This is a genomic window from Streptomyces sp. NPDC048111, assembly GCF_043202815.1.
GTDB lineage: Bacteria > Actinomycetota > Actinomycetes > Streptomycetales > Streptomycetaceae > Streptomyces.
Genome location: NZ_JBIDBD010000010.1, coordinates 139,205 through 156,871, shown reverse-complemented (window position 1 = coordinate 156,871; position 17,667 = coordinate 139,205). Strand labels below are relative to the sequence as shown.

The following is a 17,667-nucleotide window of genomic DNA, read 5'->3' as shown; positions in this document are numbered from 1 at the left end:
ACGGGCCGGTCAGTCGACGGGCACCTTGGGCGGAGCCGTCTGTTCGGCCTGGGCCGTGCGGTGTCCTGGCACCAGGATGCGGCGCGAGAGCAGATAGGTGAACGGGATGGCGACCACGGCGGCGACCAGCGGGGCGATCGTCTTGTTCATGCCGACCCAGTGCACCAGGGCGAACAGTCCGGCGCTCTGCACCACGAAGTTGGTGACGTTGGTCAGCGGGAAGAGCAGGAACTTCTTCCAGCTGGGCTTGGTGCGGTAGGTGAAGTAGGTGTTCAGGAAGAACGAGCCGACCATGCTGAGCAGGAAGGCGATGGTGTACGCGACGAAGTACGGCAGCTTCGCCAGGTGCAGCAGCGGCCAGTAGAAGGCGTAGAAGGTGCAGGTGTTGACTCCGCCGACGAAGCCGAATCTGATCACCTGCCCGAGCTGGCCGGACATCAGACGGCCCTGCGCTGCGGCTCGTCGTGGTAGACGTCGCGGTGCTCGACGCCCTCGGGCTTGCCCGGGAAGCCGTGGGCCTCCTTGACCAGGAAGTGCGGGCGGCGCTTGGTCTCGTAGTAGATGCGGCCGATGTACTCGCCGATGAGGCCCAGCATCACCATCTGCACACCGCCTAGGCCCACGATGATGGCGACGAGGGTGGTGTAGCCCGGCTGGCCGGGGCCGTTGGTGATGGCGTCGATGACGATCCACAGCGCGTAGGCGGCGCCTATCCCGGTCAGGAGCATGCCGAGCCAGATCGCCAGGCGCAGCGGCCGGTTGTTGAACGAGATCAGGCCGTCCATGCCGTAGTTCAGCAGGGAGCCGAACTTCCACTTGGTCTCGCCGGCCTCGCGCTGGGCGTTCTGGTAGTCGAAGGTGACGGTGTCGAAGCCGATCCAGGAGAACAGGCCCTTGGAGAAGCGGTTGTACTCGCCGAGCGAGAGCAGCGCGTCCACGGCGGGCCGCGACAGCATGCGGAAGTCGCCGACGCCGTCGGTGAGTTCGACGTCGACCCACTTGTTGACGGCGCGGTAGTACACGCGGCTCAGGGCGGAGCGGACCTTCTTGTCGCCTTCGCGGGTGCGGCGGGCGATGATCTGGTCGTGGCCGAGCTGGTAGAGGTCGAGCATCCGCTGGATGAGCTCCGGCGGGTGCTGGAGGTCGGCGTCCATGATCACCACGGCGTCGCCGGTGGCCTCGCGCAGGCCGGCGAGCATGCCGGCCTCCTTGCCGAAGTTGCGGCTGAAGGAGACGTAGCGGGTCGCGTCGGGGTGCCGGTCGGCGAGCGCCCGCAAGTGCAGGAGCGTCTTGTCCCGGCTGCCGTCGTCCACGTAGCAGATCTCGTACTCGATCGGGAGGGCGTCGAGCACGCTGCGGGTCTTGGCGTCGAATTGGTCGATGACCGCTTCTTCGTTGTAACAGGGGACGACGACCGACAGCTTCATCATCAGTGCTTTCCAGTAGAGGAGCGGCAGGAGCGTGCGGAGCGCTCCACCGATGGCGACGGCGAGCGGGGGTGGCGGGTGGCGGACCGCTCGTGACCGGTCCGGGTGTCAGCCCGGAAGTATGGTACGAGCAGGCGACGCGGCGGCCACCCGGGGCCGCCTCCGCGGCACGACCGCCCGTGAGCGAACGCGAACCGGGCGTGGTCCGAGGCGGGCCGGTGACCGTCGGGACGTCAACCGCCGTGTCGAGTGTCCCATGGCGCGGGACGTGGGACCGGTGGGGGAAGCCGTCGGCGGGCGGAACCCGCCGCGCCGATGTCTCCTCCTTTAGAGCGGTGGGGGTGCGCGAAGGTTGCCCTGGGGCCACACATTCGGGTGACGGACGGCGGCCGGCCGGAAGATGTCCCTTTTGCCGGGCGGCGGGGCGGCGGCGGGCGGCTGCACAGCGCGCCGCGAATACCAGGTAGCGTTAAAAGCGCCTGCGAGTAGAACAAGTGGATTGAGGTGCCAGTGCCTGACGTCTCCGTGATCGTGATCGTCTACAATGACGCAGATCGCCTGCCGACGGCTGTCCAATCGGTCCTGGACCAGACACTGGGCAGTGTCGAGGTCCTGATCGTCGACGACTGCAGCACCGACTCCTCCTTCCAGGTCGCCCAGGCGATGGAGGCGGCCCACCCCGGCCGGGTGCGCGCCTTCCAGCTGCCGGAGAACAGCGGCGCGGGCGGTGAACCGCGCAACGTGGGCATCGGCCACGCCACGGGCCGTTACGTGATGTTCCTGGACAGCGACGACGTCCTGGAGCACAACGCCTGCCGGAACCTCCTGGAGGCGGCCGAGCAGTCGCGGGCGGACATCGTCTCGGGTCTTTGCGTACGCCTCACGCAGGGCACCCGCACCGTCAAGCGCACCGAGTGGTACCCGTGGCTCTACCGGACCACGCGCACCCTGGAGTCGATCACCGAGCTCCCCGACCTGTTCGTCTGGGACACCCTCTCCACGAACAAGTGCTACCGCCGCGAGTTCCTCCTCGACAACGATCTTCGCTTCCCCAAGGGGATGTTCTACGAGGACCTGATGTTCATCGCCGAGGCCTACCTCGCCGCGGAGCGCATCACCCTCATCCCCAACCAGGTCTATTTCTGGAACGTGCACGAGAAGGCGGCCGTGAAGTCGGTCACCAACCGGCGCCACGAGATGACCAACTACGAGCACCGCCTGGAGATCCACCGGCGGATCGAGGCGCTCCTGGAGCGCAACGACCTGCACGGGCTGCGGCTCGCCAAGGACGTCAAGTTCCTCAAGCACGACCTGGTGCTGCACCTGCGGGACCTGCCGCACCGCGACGAGGAGTACCGGGCGGAGTTCGCCGAGCTGTCGCGCGAGTACCTGGCGGACCTCTCCCCCGAGGCGTACGACAGCGTGCTGCCGATCCAGGCGATCTGCTCCTACCTGCTCCAGCAGGGCGACTGGGACAACCTGCTGCCCGCGGTGGACGCGCTGATCCGCCGCAACACGGTGACCTCGCCCCTGATCGAGCGGGACGGCCGCATCTACTGGTGCGGCGAGCACCTCGACACTCCCGAGGGCCCGAAGTTCCTCGATGTGACGGGCCTCGGCTACCACACGCGTCCGCTGGGCCGGCTGGCCCTCGGCAACCGGCTCACCTCGTACGCGGACGACGGCCGCGGCAAGGTGCGGCTGGGCGGTTCGGTCGTCAATCCGCTGGGCCGGGTCGGCGCGCAGGCCAAGCTGAACGGCACCCTGGAGTTCCGGGCCCGCCGCACCAGCCTGCAGTCCTTCAAGTTCCCGCTGACCTCGCTCCGGCACGCGGGCCAGACCCTCGACTGGACGGCCGAGGCCGATCTGGCGCGCAAGCTGCGTCCGCTCGGCATCATCGACGTGGTCTGGGACGTGTGGGTCAACCTGGACATCGACGGCGAGAAGGTGTCGACGCGGCTCGGTGCGAACCGCATCGCGCTGGAGGCGGCCCGTCCGCTGCGCATCCGCCCGCGCCTGACGCGGCTGGTCGCCGACCGCCTGGTGCCGGAGATCTCCGCCAAGGGCAACCTGTCGTACCTGCTGACCGCCGAGGGGCAGGCCACGGTCCGCACCCAGGAGCTGATCGGCGAGGCGCTGCAGAGCAAGGCGGCCTCGCTGGCCAAGAAGGGCCTGCGCAAGGCCAAGAAGGCCAAGAAGGACCTCAGTTCGGGCGACACCAAGATCCGCGTGTACCACGAGGTGTTCTCCAAGCTGCCGATCCGCAAGGGTCTGGTGGTCTTCGAGAGCCACATGGGCAAGCAGTACAGCGACAGCCCGCGGGCGATCTACGAGGAGATGCGCCGCCGGGGCGTGCAGTTCGAGGCGGTGTGGGGCTACGACGGCGCCAAGCCGACCGGCTTCCCCGAGGACGCCACGCTCGCCAAACGGTGGAGCTACCCGTATCTGCGGGCGCTGGCGCAGGCCGAGTTCTGGGTCGACAACCAGGGCTTCCCGATGAAGCTGACCAAGCGTCCCGGCACCACCTACATCCAGACGTGGCACGGCAGCGCACTCAAGCGCATGGGCTTCGACGTGCCGCAGATGAAGCTGCTCAACCGGGCGGGACAGGCCAGCCACCAGAAGGTCCTGGACCGGTTCGACCACTTCCTGGTCCGCTCCGAGCACGACGTGCGCACCCTGGCGGCCGGCTTCCGGCTCAAGGACGAGGTGCTGCTGCGGGTCGGCTACCCGCGCAACGACGCGCTCGTCGCGGCGCGCGAGGACGAGGCGCGGACCGGCGAGCGCACCCGCGGCCCGATCGCCGAGCAGCTCGGCATCGACCCGGACAAGAAGGTGCTGCTGTACGCGCCGACCTTCCGGGCCGCGGCGTCGGGCGCGGTGAAGAACTTCGAACTGCCCTTTGACGTCGAGGAGTTCGCGGACCGCTTCGGCGACCGGTACGTCCTGCTCGTCCGCTCGCACTACCTCAACCAGGTCGTGCTGCCGCCCTCGGTGCGCGGCCGGGTCATCGACGTCTCGCAGGGCCACGACATCACCCCGCTGCTCGCCCTGGCGGACGGCCTGATCACCGACTACTCGTCGCTGATGTTCGACTACGCCCTGCTCGACCGCCCCATGATCTTCTTCGCGTACGACTACGAGGAGTACGCGAACGAGACCCGCGGCACCTACTTCGACCTGCGCGACAAGGCGCCGGGACCGGTGGTGGCCACCGAGAGCGAGCTGTTCACGACGGTGGACGGCCTCAAGGCGGCGGACGCCGACTACGCGGCGGCCCGCGAACGGTTCGCCACCGAGTTCGGCGAGTACGACCAGGGCACCGCGGCCCAGCAGATCGTCTCCAAGTTCTTCACTCCCGGGAGCGGTAAGTGACTGAAGTGACCGCCACGGGCGGCGGCCGTGACATCTTCCTCGTGTCCAACGCCGTCAACGAACTGGGCGGCGTGACCACCTGGTCGCACCAGATGGCCCGCCTCTTCGTGGAGCGCGGCAACGCCGTCCACGTCATCGGCATCACCCCGCCCTCGGTCGTGCACGAGCTGGACGACGACCTGCCGTACGCGACGACGACGCTGTACGACGCGCACCCGCCGTCCGGCGGCCGTTCGCGCGGCCTCAAGGGCCGGCTGAACGTCGCCGAGCACCGCCGCCAGGCGGCCAGGACCGCGGGCATGCACGCGCAGGCCGCGAAGCTGTCCCGGCTGTTCCGCCAGGCCCGGCCGGGTGCGATCGTCATCGTCACCCAGGTGTGGGCGATGGAGTGGGTGGCGCTCGCCGACACCTCCAACGTGACCGTCATCGGCATGACCCACGAGTCGTTCGAGACGTGCCGCAGGTCCTCGCGCTTCGGCCGGGTCAAGCGGTTCTACAAGGACGTCGACCGGATGCTCGCGCTGACCCGCGAGGACGCCGACCTGTGGGCGCTGCAGCGCCTGGACAACGTCGGCTTCATGCCCAACCCGCTGCCGTTCTTCCCCGAGGTGCCGTCCCCGCGCTCCGAGAAGCACGTGGTCAGCATCGGCCGCCTGCACGAGGAGAAGGGCACCGACCTGCTCCTGGACGCCTGGTCCGAAGTGGCGCCGGTGCACCCCGATTGGACGCTGCGGATCTACGGTTCGGGTTCCGACGAGGAGGCGCTGCGCCGGCAGTGCACCGAGCTCGGCCTGGACGGCTCCGTGGAGTGGATGGGCCGCACCGACGACCCGGCGGGCGCGCTGCGCGACGGCTCGGTGTTCACGCTCGCCTCGCGCGGCGAGGGCTTCCCGCTGTCCCTCATGGAGGCGATGGCCACCGGTGTGCCGTGCGTGGCCTTCGACGTCGCCCCCGGCATCCACGAGATCATCCGGGACGGCGAGGACGGTCTGCTCGCGCCCCCCGGCAACACCAACGTCTTCGCACGCCGCCTGGGCAGCCTGCTGGCCGACCAGGACCTGCGCGACCGTCTCGGCGAGGCGGCCCGCGAGAACATCCAGCGGTACCGGACCGAGGAGATCGTCCGCCGCTGGGAGTCCCTGTTCGACCTGCTCCAGCGCTGACCGTCCGTCCCGACGAACCCCTGGAATCATGAACTCATCGACCACTGTGGCCGCGGACGACAGCGCGGCCCCGGCGCCGCACTCCGTCGCGGACCGCCCCGAGCGGTCGGGGGCCCGAAGAGCCCTGCTGTGGACCGCGGGGATCCTCACCGCCGCCTCCGGCATACTCCTGGCCGTCGGCTCCTTCCTCGGCCTGTACGTCCGGCCGACGTCGGACGACTGGTGTGCCGCCTGGAAGTCCCGGGACATGGGCGTCTTCGGCATAACCTCCGACTTCTACAACACCCAGAACGGGCGGGTCACCAACGCCTTCCTGAGCGGGATCATCTACTCCGACGGCCTGGCCGGCATCAAGGTGCTCCCGGTGATCCTGGTGATCACCATGGGCGCGGGCCTGGTCCTGCTGGGCCGCGAGATCCTGCGGGCCTTCGGCACGCGCGCGCCGCTGCTGCTGCTCGTCGCCGTGGCGATGGTCCTCGAAGCCCTGCTGTTCTTCGCCGGCACCCGCTCCTACCAGGTGCTGCTGTGGACCCCGGCGACGATCTCGCACACGATGCCGTTCATCATCGCGCTGTGGGCGCTGCTGTTCGGGATCTGGGCGTTCCGCACCGGCCGGCCCGCGCTGCGCAACACCGCCCTCGTCCTGACGGCGGTGGTCGGCTTCGCGATCGGCACGCTCAGCGAGCCGTTCACCGTGGTCAGCTGTGTGCTGGTCGGCACGGCCGCCCTGGTGTGCCTGCCCCGGTTGAAGGTGGCGCGCAGCTGGTACCCGTTCACGTGGTCCGCGGTGTACTGCGCGGCCGCCGTCATCGGCCTGGTCTTCCTGTACACCTCGCCGGGCGCCCGCTGGCGCCGCGCGCAGACGCCGCCGACCGAGATGAGCGTCGGCGACGTGCTCAAGGACTACTTCCACATCTGGGACACGATCCTCCACCAGTGGATCTACCTGGGTGCCGTCGCCGTCGGCCTGCTCCTCGGCCTCGCGGTGGCGCTGCTCGCGCCGCGCCGCGAGGCGCCGGCCACCCCGCGCCCGCCGGCCGTGATGCTGCGGGTGATCGCCGTGCTCCCGGTGCCGCTGATGGCGCTGTGCACGCTGCTGGTGGCCTACGCGCTGCGCAGCGGCTACGGCCCGACGGGCTGGACGTACGCGCGGACCTGGATGAACTTCATGATCCCGCTGGTGATCGCGCTGTGCGGTTACGGCGTGCTGCTCGGCCACTGGGCCGGCCGGCGGATCGCCGAGCGCCGCGTGCCGCGTCTGACGCCGGTGATCGCCACGGTCCTCGTCGGCGCGTTCGCCCTGTCGGCGACCGCGGCGCTGGTTCCGCCGGTGCAGAAGCTCGCCGTCTCGACGGTGTACCGCAGCATCGCCTGGGACAAGCAGAACGCCAAGATCCGCTCCCAGATCGCCAAGGGCGAGACGGACGTGGCGTACAAGCCGATGTACATCGGTTCGCTCGCGGAGCCGTTCTTCACCAAGAACTACCAGCGTGACTGGGTCGCCCAGTGCACCTCGAAGTTCTACGGCGTGGACCGCATCCACCGCCCGTAGCCGGGCCGCACGACGAAGGAGGGGCGCCCCCGGGCCGGGGGCGCCCCTCCTTCGTCGTACACGGTCCGCCGGGTCAGCCGTCGCGGTGGTGGCGCCAGCCGTCCCACGCCGAGGAGATCATCGAGCGCACGTCGTGGCGGGCCTTCCAGCCGAGCTCGGCGGCGATGCGGTCGGCGGAGGCGACCACGCGCGCCGGGTCGCCCGCGCGGCGCGGGTGGACCTCGGGGGCGATGCCCCGGCCGCTGATCTCGTTGATCAGGGCGATCATCTCGTGCACCGAAACGCCTTCGCCGCGGCCGATGTTGACCGTCAGGTCGCCGTACTGGCCGGCCCGCGCCGACTCGGCGAGCTTGCGGGCGGCGGCCAGGTGGGCGTCGGCGAGGTCCTCGACGTGGATGTAGTCGCGCACGCAGGTGCCGTCGGGGGTCGCGTAGTCGTCGCCGAAGACGCGCGGCGGCTGCCCGTCCTCCAGCTTCTCGAAGACCATCGGGACGAGGTTGAAGACACCGGTGTCGGAGAGCTCGGGCGTCGCGGCGCCGGCCACGTTGAAGTAGCGCAGGCAGCCGGTGGCGATGCCGTGCGCCTTGCCCGCCGCGCGCACCAGCCACTCACCGGCCAGCTTGGTCTCGCCGTACGGGCTCATCGGCAGGCAGGGGGTGTCCTCGGTGACGAGGTCGACGTCCGGCATGCCGTAGACGGACGCGGAGGACGAGAACAGGAAGGTGCGCACGCCCGCCGCGGCGACGGCCTCCAGGAGCACGGTCAGGCCGAACACGTTCTCCCGGTAGTAGTGCAGCGGGATCTCGACGGACTCGCCGACCTGCTTCTTGCCCGCGAGGTGGACGACGCCGGTCACGGCGTGCTCGGCCAGGGTGCGGTCGACGAGCTCACGGTCCAGGACGGAGCCGACCACCAGCGGCACTCCCCGCGGCAGCCGGGCCGCGTCGCCCGTGGAGAGGTCGTCGAGGACGACGACGCGCTCCTGGGCCGCCGTCATGGCCCTCACGACATGGGACCCGATGTACCCGGCGCCGCCAGTGATCAGAAAAGTCATATGCGCGTCCACGTCCTCATCGTTGCCTCGACCGGGCCGTCCGGAGCAGTCTGCGCAGCTTCCCGCCGACCACCCCGAAGGCACCCTGCACTCCCGGTGCGAGCCGCACCGCGAGCGATCCGCTCGACGTCCGGTAGGGCTGCACCAGCAGAACACCGTACCGGCTGCCGGGGACGGCCGTGCGCCGCAGCCCGGCGGCCTGGGCCCGCAGCGCGGTGTGCGCGCCCGTTCCCCGGGAGGTGTTCAGGCGGACCCTCAGGTCCCAGATCTGGGTGCCGCGCCCGCCGCCGGCCGCGAGCCGTGCGAGCGGCACCGGGGCCCGGCCGCTCCAGCCGTCCTCGGCGGGGCCGAGCGGCACGGTGACGGTCAGGACGCTCTCGCCGCCGGCCCGGGGCACGAACGAGACGTCGGCGCTCACCGGGGCGCCGGTGGCGGCGAGCCGCCCGTACAGTTCGCGCACGCGCAGCGTGAGGACGCCCTGGCGTGCGGCCCTGAGCTTCGCGTCGACGGTGACGGGCAGCCGGTCGGCGGGCAGCGCGTCGAGGCCGTCCAGGGGTACGGGGAGGTCGTCCGCCCAGACGGGGGCGCCCTCGGCGCTCGCGTACGGCGGGATCAGACGGGCCGGGTCGGCGGCGAGCTGGGAGAGCCGGTCCAGGTCGCGCGGGGCGTCGCCGGCGAGCACCACCCGGGCGAGCCAGCGGGCCGGGGCCGCGGCGGCGGCCAGTTCGGCGGGCTCGAAGCCGGCGAGGTGGGCGCGGGTCAGCTGCCACCACTGTTCGCGGTAGCCGGCGTCGCGCACCTTCAGCTCGCGCAGGTACAGACACAGGTCGTAGTCGGCGAACTTGGTGCGGCAGGCCGCCGCGAGCGCCTTGCGGTCGGCCGCCCGGAACGCCTCGACGGCCTGGGTGTGGGCGGCGATCCTGGCCTGCCAGTTGGCGATGTCGGCGCGGGCCAGCGAGATGGACACCTGGGCGGCGGCGCGGCGCACGTGCCAGACGTAGACGAGGTCGGGCACCACCGCGACACGGGGGGCCGCGGCGTACACCCGGGCCGTGAAGACGAAGTCCTCGTAGGTGAACCTGCCGTCGGGGAACCGCAGTTGACGGTCGCTCAGGAAGTCGCGGCGGTAGAGCTTGTTCACGCAGAGCGTGTCGTGCAGCAACCGCGGTTCGGCCTCGGGCGACTCGTACACGGCCGCCTCCCCGTACAGACCCGGCTGCCAGGGCACGTCGCGCCCGGCGGGCAGCTCACGGCGCACGGCGCGGCCGACGGTGACCTCGGCGCCGTGTTCCTCGGCGGCGGCCAGCAGGGCGGGGACGGCGCCGGGGGGCAGCACGTCGTCGCTGTCCAGGAACATCACGTACGGGGCGGTGGCGGCGGCGATCCCGTCGTTGCGCGGGGTTCCGCAGCCGCCGCTGTTGGTCGTGCGGCGCAGTACGCGCAGGCGGGGTTCGGTGGCGGCGAGGCGGTCCAGCACGTCGGCCGTGCCGTCGTCCGAGCAGTCGTCGACGGCTACGACCTCGCTGACGGCGGGGCCCTGTGCGAGCGCCGACCGTACGGCCTCCTCGACCAGGTGGGCGTCGTTGTAGGCGATGACGACGACGCTGGTGCTGGCGCTGGCGCTGGGGTTCGGGGAGGTAGCACGCTGACTCACCCAGGAATCCTACGGGACCCCCAACCCCCGGGGCCCACGCCCCGGCCCCCTCACAGGCCCGGCCCCCTGCCTTGGGGGCCCGCCCCAGGGGCGCTTGCCCACCCCTTGGCTGGCCCGGCTCCCTGGGGGCTGCCCGCCCACCCACCCGTGCAGCGGGTTGGATGACACCGGGCCCTGGGGCTGCGCCCCAGACCCCCAACGGGCTGTCCCACCCACCCGCCCGTGCAGGGAGTCGAAGGGCCCGGCTCCCTGGGGCTGCGCCCCAGACCCCCCGAGGGGCTCCGCCCCTCGAACCCCGGCGGGTTTGCCCACCCACCCGCCCGTGGAGGAGGTTGGAGGGTGCCTGGCCCTGGGGCTCCGCCCCAGACCCCCTGAGGGGCTCCGCCCCTCGAACCCCGGCGGGGCTTCGCCCCCTGCACCCCCCTGTCGCGCCTTAAGGGCGCTCGTCCTCAAACGCCGGACGGGCTGAAATGCCCGGTGCGGGCCAGCACCGAGCAGTTAAGGGGCGCGGGGAACTGCGCGAGAAGCGACCACGACCCGCACACGACCGAGGGTCCAGGGGCGCGGGGAACTGCGCAAAGCGGGCCGGGATTCACGTGCGGGCCGGCACCAACCCTGCCAGGGGCGCGAGGAACTGCGCGAGAAGCGAGCACGGTCCGCAGACGGCCGGGGTTGAGGGGGCGCGGGGAACTGCGCAAACCCCGGGCACCCCCAGCACCGCCAGGGGCGCGGGGAACTGCGCAAAAAGCGACCACGACCCGCACCCCACCCGACAGGGCGCCCCGCACCCCAAGGCGGGAACGGGTCAGAACGGGCCGAATTCCTTGAACTCGCGGTCCGCCTCGTCCCGCTCCGCCTCCCGATCCCGCCTCCGCTGCGCCGCAGGCCTCGGCGCCTCCATGCGGTGGTCCTCGCCGCGGCGGCCCAGCATCTCCGCGCCCGCCATCATCGTCGGCTCCCAGTCGAAGACGACCGCGTTCTCCTCGGGGCCGATGGCCACGCCGTCGCCCGAGCGGGCGCCGGCCTTCATCAGGGCCTCCTCGACGCCGAGGCGGTTGAGGCGGTCCGCGAGGTAGCCGACGGCCTCGTCGTTGTTGAAGTCGGTCTGGCGGATCCAGCGCTCCGGCTTCTCGCCGCGCACCCGGTAGACCTCGTTCGCCTCGTCGAAGGCGACGGTGAAGCCCGCGTCGTCGACGGCCTTCGGCCGGATGACGATTCGGGTCGCCTCCTCCTTCGGCTTGGCGGCGCGCGCCTCGGCGACGATCCCGGCCAGCGCGAAGGACAGCTCCTTCAGACCCGTACGGGCGACGGCGGAGGCCTCGAAGACCTGGTAGCCGCGGGCCTCCAGGTCGGGGCGGATCATGTCCGCGAGGTCCTGCCCGTCCGGGATGTCGATCTTGTTGAGGACGACGATGCGGGGCCGGTCGTCTAGCCCGCCGTACTGCGCGAGCTCCTCCTCGATGATGTCGAGGTCGGAGACCGGGTCGCGGTCGGACTCCAGGGTGGCGGTGTCCAGGACGTGCACCAGGACCGAGCAGCGCTCGACGTGGCGCAGGAATTCCAGGCCGAGGCCCTTGCCCTGGCTGGCGCCGGGGATCAGGCCGGGGACGTCCGCGATGGTGTAGACGGTCGAGCCGGCCGTGACCACGCCGAGGTTGGGGACCAGGGTCGTGAACGGGTAGTCCGCGATCTTCGGCTTGGCCGCCGAGAGCACCGAGATCAGCGAGGACTTTCCGGCGCTCGGGTAGCCCACCAGGGCCACGTCGGCGACGGTCTTGAGCTCCAGGACGATGTCGGCGGACTCGCCGGGCACGCCGAGCAGCGCGAAGCCGGGGGCCTTGCGGCGGGCGGAGGCCAGCGCCGCGTTGCCGAGGCCGCCGCGGCCGCCCTGGCCCGCGATGTAGGTGGTGCCCTCGCCGACCAGGTCGGCCAGCACGTTGCCCTGCTTGTCGAGGACGACGGTGCCGTCGGGCACGGGCAGGATCAGGTCCTGGCCGTCCTTGCCGGAGCGGTTGTCACCGGCGCCGGGCTGGCCGTTGGTGGCCTTGCGGTGCGGCGAGTGGTGGTATTCGAGAAGCGTGGTCACGGACTGGTCGACGACCAGGGTGACGTCGCCGCCACGGCCGCCGTTGCCGCCGTCCGGACCGCCGAGCGGCTTGAACTTCTCACGGTGGACGGAGGCGCAGCCGTGGCCTCCGTTACCCGCGGCGACGTGCAACTCGACGCGGTCCACGAAGGTGGTCATGGGATGTGCCTCCTGAGTCCCTCGGCCGAGACTGAGGGAAAGTACGGGAATGTCTCTCTAGTAACACGCGAAAGGCGGACCCGCTTCCCCGTGAGGGAAGTGAGGTCCGCCTCCGCTGAAACCGCTCTACGGTGCCTGAGTGATCAGGCGACCGGAACGATGTTCACGACCTTGCGGCCACGGTGGGTGCCGAACTGCACCGCGCCGGGCAGCAGCGCGAACAGGGTGTCGTCGCCACCGCGACCGACGCCCGCACCCGGGTGGAAGTGGGTGCCGCGCTGGCGGACCAGGATCTCACCGGCGAGCACGGTCTGACCGCCGAAGCGCTTCACACCGAGCCGCTGAGCGTTGGAGTCGCGACCGTTCCGAGTGGACGATGCGCCCTTCTTGTGTGCCATGTCTCCTCAGTCCCTTACTTCGCAGCCGTGGGGATGCCGGTGACCTTGATCGCCGTGTACTGCTGGCGGTGGCCCTGGCGACGGCGGTAACCGGTCTTGTTCTTGTACCGAAGGATGTCGATCTTGGCACCCTTGTGGTGGTCCACGACCTCGGCGGTGACCTTGATGCCGTCGAGCACCCACGGGTCGCTGGTCACGGCGTCGCCGTCGACAACGAGCAGGGTCGAGAGCTCGACCGTGTCGCCAACCTTGGCAGTGGAAATCTTGTCAACCTCAACGATGTCGCCGACAGCAACCTTGTGCTGGCGACCACCGCTGCGCACGATGGCGTACACGCGGATCTCTCTCTCGCTCGATACGGAACCCTTGAAGCCAGCCGTCCCGCGGAAGCGCAGGCGGCCTCCCCCGGCGGACCGGGAGGTGAGGTGCTCAGGGGCAGGCGCGTAGACAAACACGCCGAAGGTCAAGGCTACGGGGCCGGGCGTGGTGGGTCAAACCAGCGTCATTACCCGCACTGCTCGGCGACGAAACCGCGCCGCCGCACCCGACATCCGGACCGGGTTCGGCCCGGTACGACGAAGCCCGCCCCCGTGGTCACGGGGGCGGGCTCCTGAGCCGTACGTCAGCCAACTGCCGCCGGACGCACGCCGATTGAGCGCGGGCGGTCCGTCAGCCGTCGGTCAGCTGTCGGTGGACGCCGAGACGGAGGACTGCTGCTGTTCGGCCGCCGCGGTCTTCTTGGCCGTGGCCTTCTTGGCGGTCGTCTTCTTCGCAGCGGTCTTCTTGGCTGCCGTCTTCTTCGTGGCGGCCTTCTTGGCGGTGGCCTTCTTCGCCGTCTTGCGGGCCGCCTTCTTGGCCGGTGCGGCCTCCTCGGCGGACTCGGACGACTCAGCCGGCTCGGACGACTCGACCGGTCCGGCGGACTGGGCCGGCTCGACCGCCGGGGCGGCGACCACGACGACGACCGCGGCGTCCTCGGCGCCGGTGGGCGAACCCGCCGGAGCCGTGGCCTTGCGGGTCGCCCTGCGGCGGGCCCGCGGCGGGGCGGCGACGGGCGCCTCCTCGACGGCGGACGCGGCGCTTTCGGCCACCGGCTCCTGCGTCTGCGCCGGGGCCTCCTCGGCCTTCGGCTCGGGCTCCGTCACGACGACCACCGGCTCGGCGGCGGCCGAGGCCGGGGCGCCCGCGGGGGCGGTCGCCTTGCGGGTGGCGCGGCGGCGGGTACGGCCGCGCGGCGCGTCGTCCTCGATGAACGAGGCGACGGTCACCGCGGCCGGAGCCTGCTCGGCCGCGGGCTCCTCGGCCACCGGGGCCGGGGACTCGACGGCCGCCGCGCGCGGCGCACCGGCCGGGGCCGAGGCCTTGCGGGTGGCGCGGCGCCGGGAGCGTCCGCCGCGGGCCGCGGCCTCCGCCTCGGCGACGCTGCCGTACAGCTCCTCGTCGGGCACGAACGCGGGCTCGGCGAGCGCCACCGGGGCGGCGACCTCCGCGGCGAGCTCGGCCTCGGACTCGACGGCCTCGACGGGCTCGATGTCGTCGGCCTCAAGGGCCTCGTGGCCCTCGTGCTCGTGGGTGTGCTGGTCGTGCTCGGCACCGCCGCGGCCGCGCTTCTTGCCGCGCTTGCCCGCACCGCCGCCGACCGCGGTCGGCTGCTCCATGTGCACGATCACGCCGCGCCCGTTGCAGTGGACGCAGGTCTCCGAGAACGACTCCAGCAGGCCCTGGCCGACCCGCTTGCGGGTCATCTGGACCAGGCCGAGCGAGGTGACCTCCGCCACCTGGTGCTTGGTGCGGTCGCGGCCCAGGCATTCGAGCAGGCGGCGCAGGACCAGGTCGCGGTTGGACTCCAGGACCATGTCGATGAAGTCGATGACGACGATGCCGCCGAGGTCGCGCAGCCGCAGCTGGCGCACGATCTCCTCGGCCGCTTCGAGGTTGTTCCTCGTCACGGTCTCTTCGAGGTTGCCGCCCTGGCCGGTGAACTTGCCGGTGTTGACGTCGACGACGATCATCGCCTCGGTCTTGTCGATCACCAGCGAACCGCCCGAGGGCAGCCAGACCTTGCGGTCGAGTGCCTTGGCCAGCTGCTCGTCGATCCGGTACGTCGCGAAGACGTCGACCTCGCTGGTCCAGCGCGAGAGGCGCTCGGTGAGGTCGGGGGCGACGTGCGCGACGTAGCCGTGGATGGTCTCCCACGCCTCGTCACCGCTGACGATGACCTTGGAGAAGTCCTCGTTGAAGATGTCGCGGACGACCCGGACCGTCATGTCCGGCTCGCCGTAGAGCAGCGACGGCGAGGACGTCGAGATCTGGTTGGCCTTCTTCTGGATGTCGGCCCACTGCGCCTGGAGGCGCTCGACGTCACGGCGCAGCTCGTCCTCGCTCGCGCCCTCGGCGGCGGTGCGCACGATGACGCCCGCGTCCTCGGGGACGATCTTCTTGAGGATGGTCTTCAGACGCGCGCGCTCGGTGTCGGGCAGCTTGCGGCTGATGCCGGTCATCGAGCCCTCGGGCACGTAGACCAGGTAGCGGCCCGGCAGCGAGACCTGGCTGGTCAGGCGGGCGCCCTTGTGGCCGATCGGGTCCTTGGTGACCTGGACCAGCACGGACTGGCCGGACTTGAGGGCGGCCTCGATGCGGCGCGGGCCGTTGCCCATGCCGAGCGACTCGAAGTTGACCTCGCCCGCGTACAGGACGGCGTTGCGGCCCTTGCCGATGTCGACGAACGCGGCCTCCATGGACGGCAGCACGTTCTGGACCTTGCCCAGGTAGACGTTGCCGACGTACGAGGTGGCCTGCTCCTTGTTGACGTAGTGCTCGACGAGCACGTTGTCTTCCAGGACGCCGATCTGGGTGCGCTCGCCGCTCTGCCGCACGACCATCACGCGCTCGACGGCCTCGCGGCGGGCCAGGAACTCGGCCTCGGTGATGATCGGGACGCGGCGGCGGCCCTGCTCGCGGCCTTCGCGGCGGCGCTGCTTCTTGGCCTCGAGACGCGTCGAGCCCTTGATGGACTGGACCTCGTCGGAGGAGGTGGAGGCGGACTCGGCGCGCTCGCGGGCCGGGCGCGGCTCGCGGACCTTGACGACGGTGCGCTCCGGGTCGTCGCCGCCCTGCTCGGCCTCGGGGCCCGCGTCGCCGGAGCGACGGCGGCGGCGGCGCCGGCGACGGCTGCTGCTGGTTCCGGCGGCGGAGGGGGTGCCGTCCTCGTCCTCGTCGTCCTCATCGTCGGACTCGGCCTCGGGCTCGGCCTCGGCGGCCTCGGTCCGGTCGGACGGGCCGGACTGCTCGGGCCGGTCGTCGGACTGCTCATCGGCGGCGTCGTCCGCCTCGGCGCTCTCGCCCCGGCGACGGCGACGGCCACCGCGGCGGCGACGGCGCGAGGGGCGGTCGTCGTCGGTGTCATCGGACTCCGCGTCGGTCTCGGCCTCGGCGGCCTCCTCGACGCTGTCCTCGACCGGCTCCTCGGCGACCCGCTCCTGCACCGGCTCGGCGCTCTCGCCACGACGGCGGCGACGGCGCGAGCGGCCCTGGGGCTCGGCGGCGGACTCGGCGGCCGGCTCCACGGCGGCGTCGGCCGCGGAGTCGGTCTCCTCGGGCTCCTCGACGCGGGCGGCGGCAGCGGCGGCCGCCGCCGTCTCGGGCGTCTGGAACATGGGCTCGGTGAAGACCGGCGCCTGGAAGACGGCGACGGCGGGGCGCGCGGCGCGACGGCGGGACCTGCCGGTGGCGGGCTCCTCGGCCTTCGGCTCGGGCTTGGCCTCCGGCTCGACCGGGGTGAACTGCGGGGTCGACACGGGCCGGGCGGCGCGGCGGCGGCTGCGGCCACCACGGGGCGCCTCGTCCTCGGCCGCGGGGGTCTCGGCGACCGGGGCCTCGGCGGCCGGGGCCTCGGTGCGGGCGGGCTCCTCGGCGGCCCGGGGGGCGCCGGCGGGGGCGCTCACCTGGCGGGTGGCCCGGCGGCGGGTGCGCGGCGCGGGGGCCTCGACGGGCTCCGCGACGACGGCGGTCTCCTCGGCCTCTTCGGCCGCTTCGGTCTCGTCGGACTCTTCGTCCTCGACGAGTTCGGCGACGGCCGGGGCCGCGACGGTGGTCTGCGGCGCGGTCGCCTTACGGGTCGCACGGCGGCGGGTACGCGGCGCAGGGGCCTCGGCGGCCTCCTCCGCGACAGGCACCTCGGCCACCACGGCCGGAGCCTCCTCCACGATCTCCTCGGCGACCTGCGGCGCACCAGCCGGAGCCGTCGCCTTACGCGTCGCACGACGACGAGTACGCGGCGCAGGGGCCTCGACGGCCTCCTCCACGGCAGGCACCTCGGCCACCACGGCCGGAGCCTCCTCCACGATCTCCTCGGCGACCTGCGGCGCACCAGCCGGAGCCGTCGCCTTACGCGTCGCCCGACGACGAGTACGCGGCGCGGGAGCCTCGACGGCCTCCTCCACGGCAGGCACCTCGGCCACCACGGCCGGAGCCTCCTCCACGACCTCTTCGCCGACCTGCGGCGCACCAGCCGGAGCCGTCGCCTTACGCGTCGCCCGACGACGAGTACGCGGCGCGGGAGCCTCGGCGGGCTCCTCCACGGCGGCCGGTGCGGCCGGCTCCGAGGCCGGGGCCTCGGGCTGTGCGCCCTCGGCCTGCGCGCCCGTCGGCGGCCCGGCGGGCCGGGACGCGGCGCGGCGCCTGCGGCGCGGCGGCAGCGTGTCGCTGGGGCTGTTCTGTTCGTTGTCCCCGGTGGTACCGGGCTCGTTCTGCTCAAGCATGCGGGCGTAGCTCCCGTCACGCTCCCGGGCGCCGCGCCT

At 71.9% G+C, this 17,667-nt stretch carries 11 protein-coding genes; 3 read left to right on the top strand and 8 right to left on the bottom strand.

The genetic code is table 11. The features are described 5' to 3' along the window. Positions 1 to 9 precede the first annotated feature (9 nt). The gene (locus ACGF3I_RS18910) at positions 10 to 438 is read right to left on the bottom strand and encodes a GtrA family protein (protein ID WP_393133397.1); all 429 of its coding nucleotides are present in this window, start codon (positions 436 to 438) and stop codon (positions 10 to 12) included. Beyond that, complete coding sequence (locus ACGF3I_RS18905) at positions 438 to 1,427, bottom strand: glycosyltransferase family 2 protein (RefSeq protein ID WP_393133519.1); 990 nt, start codon at positions 1,425 to 1,427, stop codon at positions 438 to 440. Before ACGF3I_RS18905 ends, ACGF3I_RS18910 begins: the two co-directional genes overlap by 1 nt. Before the next feature lie 504 nt (positions 1,428 to 1,931). Between ACGF3I_RS18905 and ACGF3I_RS18900 the strand changes: the two genes are divergently transcribed. The 3 genes from ACGF3I_RS18900 to ACGF3I_RS18890 are packed head-to-tail and all read left to right on the top strand — an operon-like array spanning position 1,932 to position 7,517. Continuing rightward, the gene (locus tag ACGF3I_RS18900; protein WP_393133396.1) at positions 1,932 to 4,802 is read left to right on the top strand and encodes a CDP-glycerol glycerophosphotransferase family protein; all 2,871 of its coding nucleotides are present in this window, start codon (positions 1,932 to 1,934) and stop codon (positions 4,800 to 4,802) included. Further along, on the top strand, positions 4,799 to 5,965 hold the full coding sequence (locus tag ACGF3I_RS18895; protein WP_393133395.1) for a glycosyltransferase: 1,167 nt from the start codon (positions 4,799 to 4,801) through the stop codon (positions 5,963 to 5,965). Before ACGF3I_RS18900 ends, ACGF3I_RS18895 begins: the two co-directional genes overlap by 4 nt. 28 nt (positions 5,966 to 5,993) lie before the next feature. Then, positions 5,994 to 7,517 carry a DUF6056 family protein gene (locus ACGF3I_RS18890; protein ID WP_393133394.1) on the top strand — a complete coding sequence of 508 codons (1,524 nt, stop codon included), beginning with the start codon at positions 5,994 to 5,996 and terminating at the stop codon, positions 7,515 to 7,517. Between the two features lie 73 nt (positions 7,518 to 7,590). On the opposite strand, the gene galE is transcribed toward ACGF3I_RS18890, so the two are convergent. From galE to ACGF3I_RS18860, 6 genes are all read right to left on the bottom strand, one after another. Continuing rightward, on the bottom strand, positions 7,591 to 8,571 hold the full coding sequence (gene galE / locus ACGF3I_RS18885; RefSeq protein ID WP_393133393.1) for a UDP-glucose 4-epimerase GalE: 981 nt from the start codon (positions 8,569 to 8,571) through the stop codon (positions 7,591 to 7,593). Positions 8,572 to 8,587: 16 nt separating this feature from the next. Next, positions 8,588 to 10,225 (bottom strand): glycosyltransferase family 2 protein, encoded by a 1,638-nt coding sequence (locus ACGF3I_RS18880; protein ID WP_393133392.1) that lies wholly within the window; start codon positions 10,223 to 10,225, stop codon positions 8,588 to 8,590. An 805-nt stretch (positions 10,226 to 11,030) separates the two neighbouring features. Continuing rightward, positions 11,031 to 12,470, bottom strand: a complete 1,440-nt coding sequence (gene obgE, locus ACGF3I_RS18875; protein WP_393133390.1) for a GTPase ObgE — start codon at positions 12,468 to 12,470, stop codon at positions 11,031 to 11,033. A gap of 143 nt (positions 12,471 to 12,613) precedes the next feature. Further along, positions 12,614 to 12,868 carry a 50S ribosomal protein L27 gene (rpmA, locus tag ACGF3I_RS18870; protein ID WP_189964347.1) on the bottom strand — a complete coding sequence of 85 codons (255 nt, stop codon included), beginning with the start codon at positions 12,866 to 12,868 and terminating at the stop codon, positions 12,614 to 12,616. Between the two features lie 14 nt (positions 12,869 to 12,882). Beyond that, complete coding sequence (gene rplU / locus ACGF3I_RS18865) at positions 12,883 to 13,203, bottom strand: 50S ribosomal protein L21 (protein WP_018846647.1); 321 nt, start codon at positions 13,201 to 13,203, stop codon at positions 12,883 to 12,885. 345 nt (positions 13,204 to 13,548) lie between these two features. After that, positions 13,549 to 17,628, bottom strand: coding sequence for an Rne/Rng family ribonuclease (locus ACGF3I_RS18860; RefSeq protein ID WP_393133388.1), 4,080 nt, complete (start codon positions 17,626 to 17,628; stop codon positions 13,549 to 13,551). Positions 17,629 to 17,667 lie beyond the last annotated feature (39 nt).

Coding starts and splice junctions, on each gene's coding strand:
- ACGF3I_RS18905 (WP_393133519.1), bottom strand. CDS start 1,427: ATGAAGCTGTCGGTCGTCGTCCCCTGTTACAACGAAGAAGCGGTCATC.
- ACGF3I_RS18890 (WP_393133394.1), top strand. CDS start 5,994: ATGAACTCATCGACCACTGTGGCCGCGGACGACAGCGCGGCCCCGGCG.
- galE (WP_393133393.1), bottom strand. CDS start 8,571: ATGACTTTTCTGATCACTGGCGGCGCCGGGTACATCGGGTCCCATGTC.
- ACGF3I_RS18910 (WP_393133397.1), bottom strand. CDS start 438: ATGTCCGGCCAGCTCGGGCAGGTGATCAGATTCGGCTTCGTCGGCGGA.
- rpmA (WP_189964347.1), bottom strand. CDS start 12,868: ATGGCACACAAGAAGGGCGCATCGTCCACTCGGAACGGTCGCGACTCC.
- obgE (WP_393133390.1), bottom strand. CDS start 12,470: ATGACCACCTTCGTGGACCGCGTCGAGTTGCACGTCGCCGCGGGTAAC.
- ACGF3I_RS18860 (WP_393133388.1), bottom strand. CDS start 17,628: ATGCTTGAGCAGAACGAGCCCGGTACCACCGGGGACAACGAACAGAAC.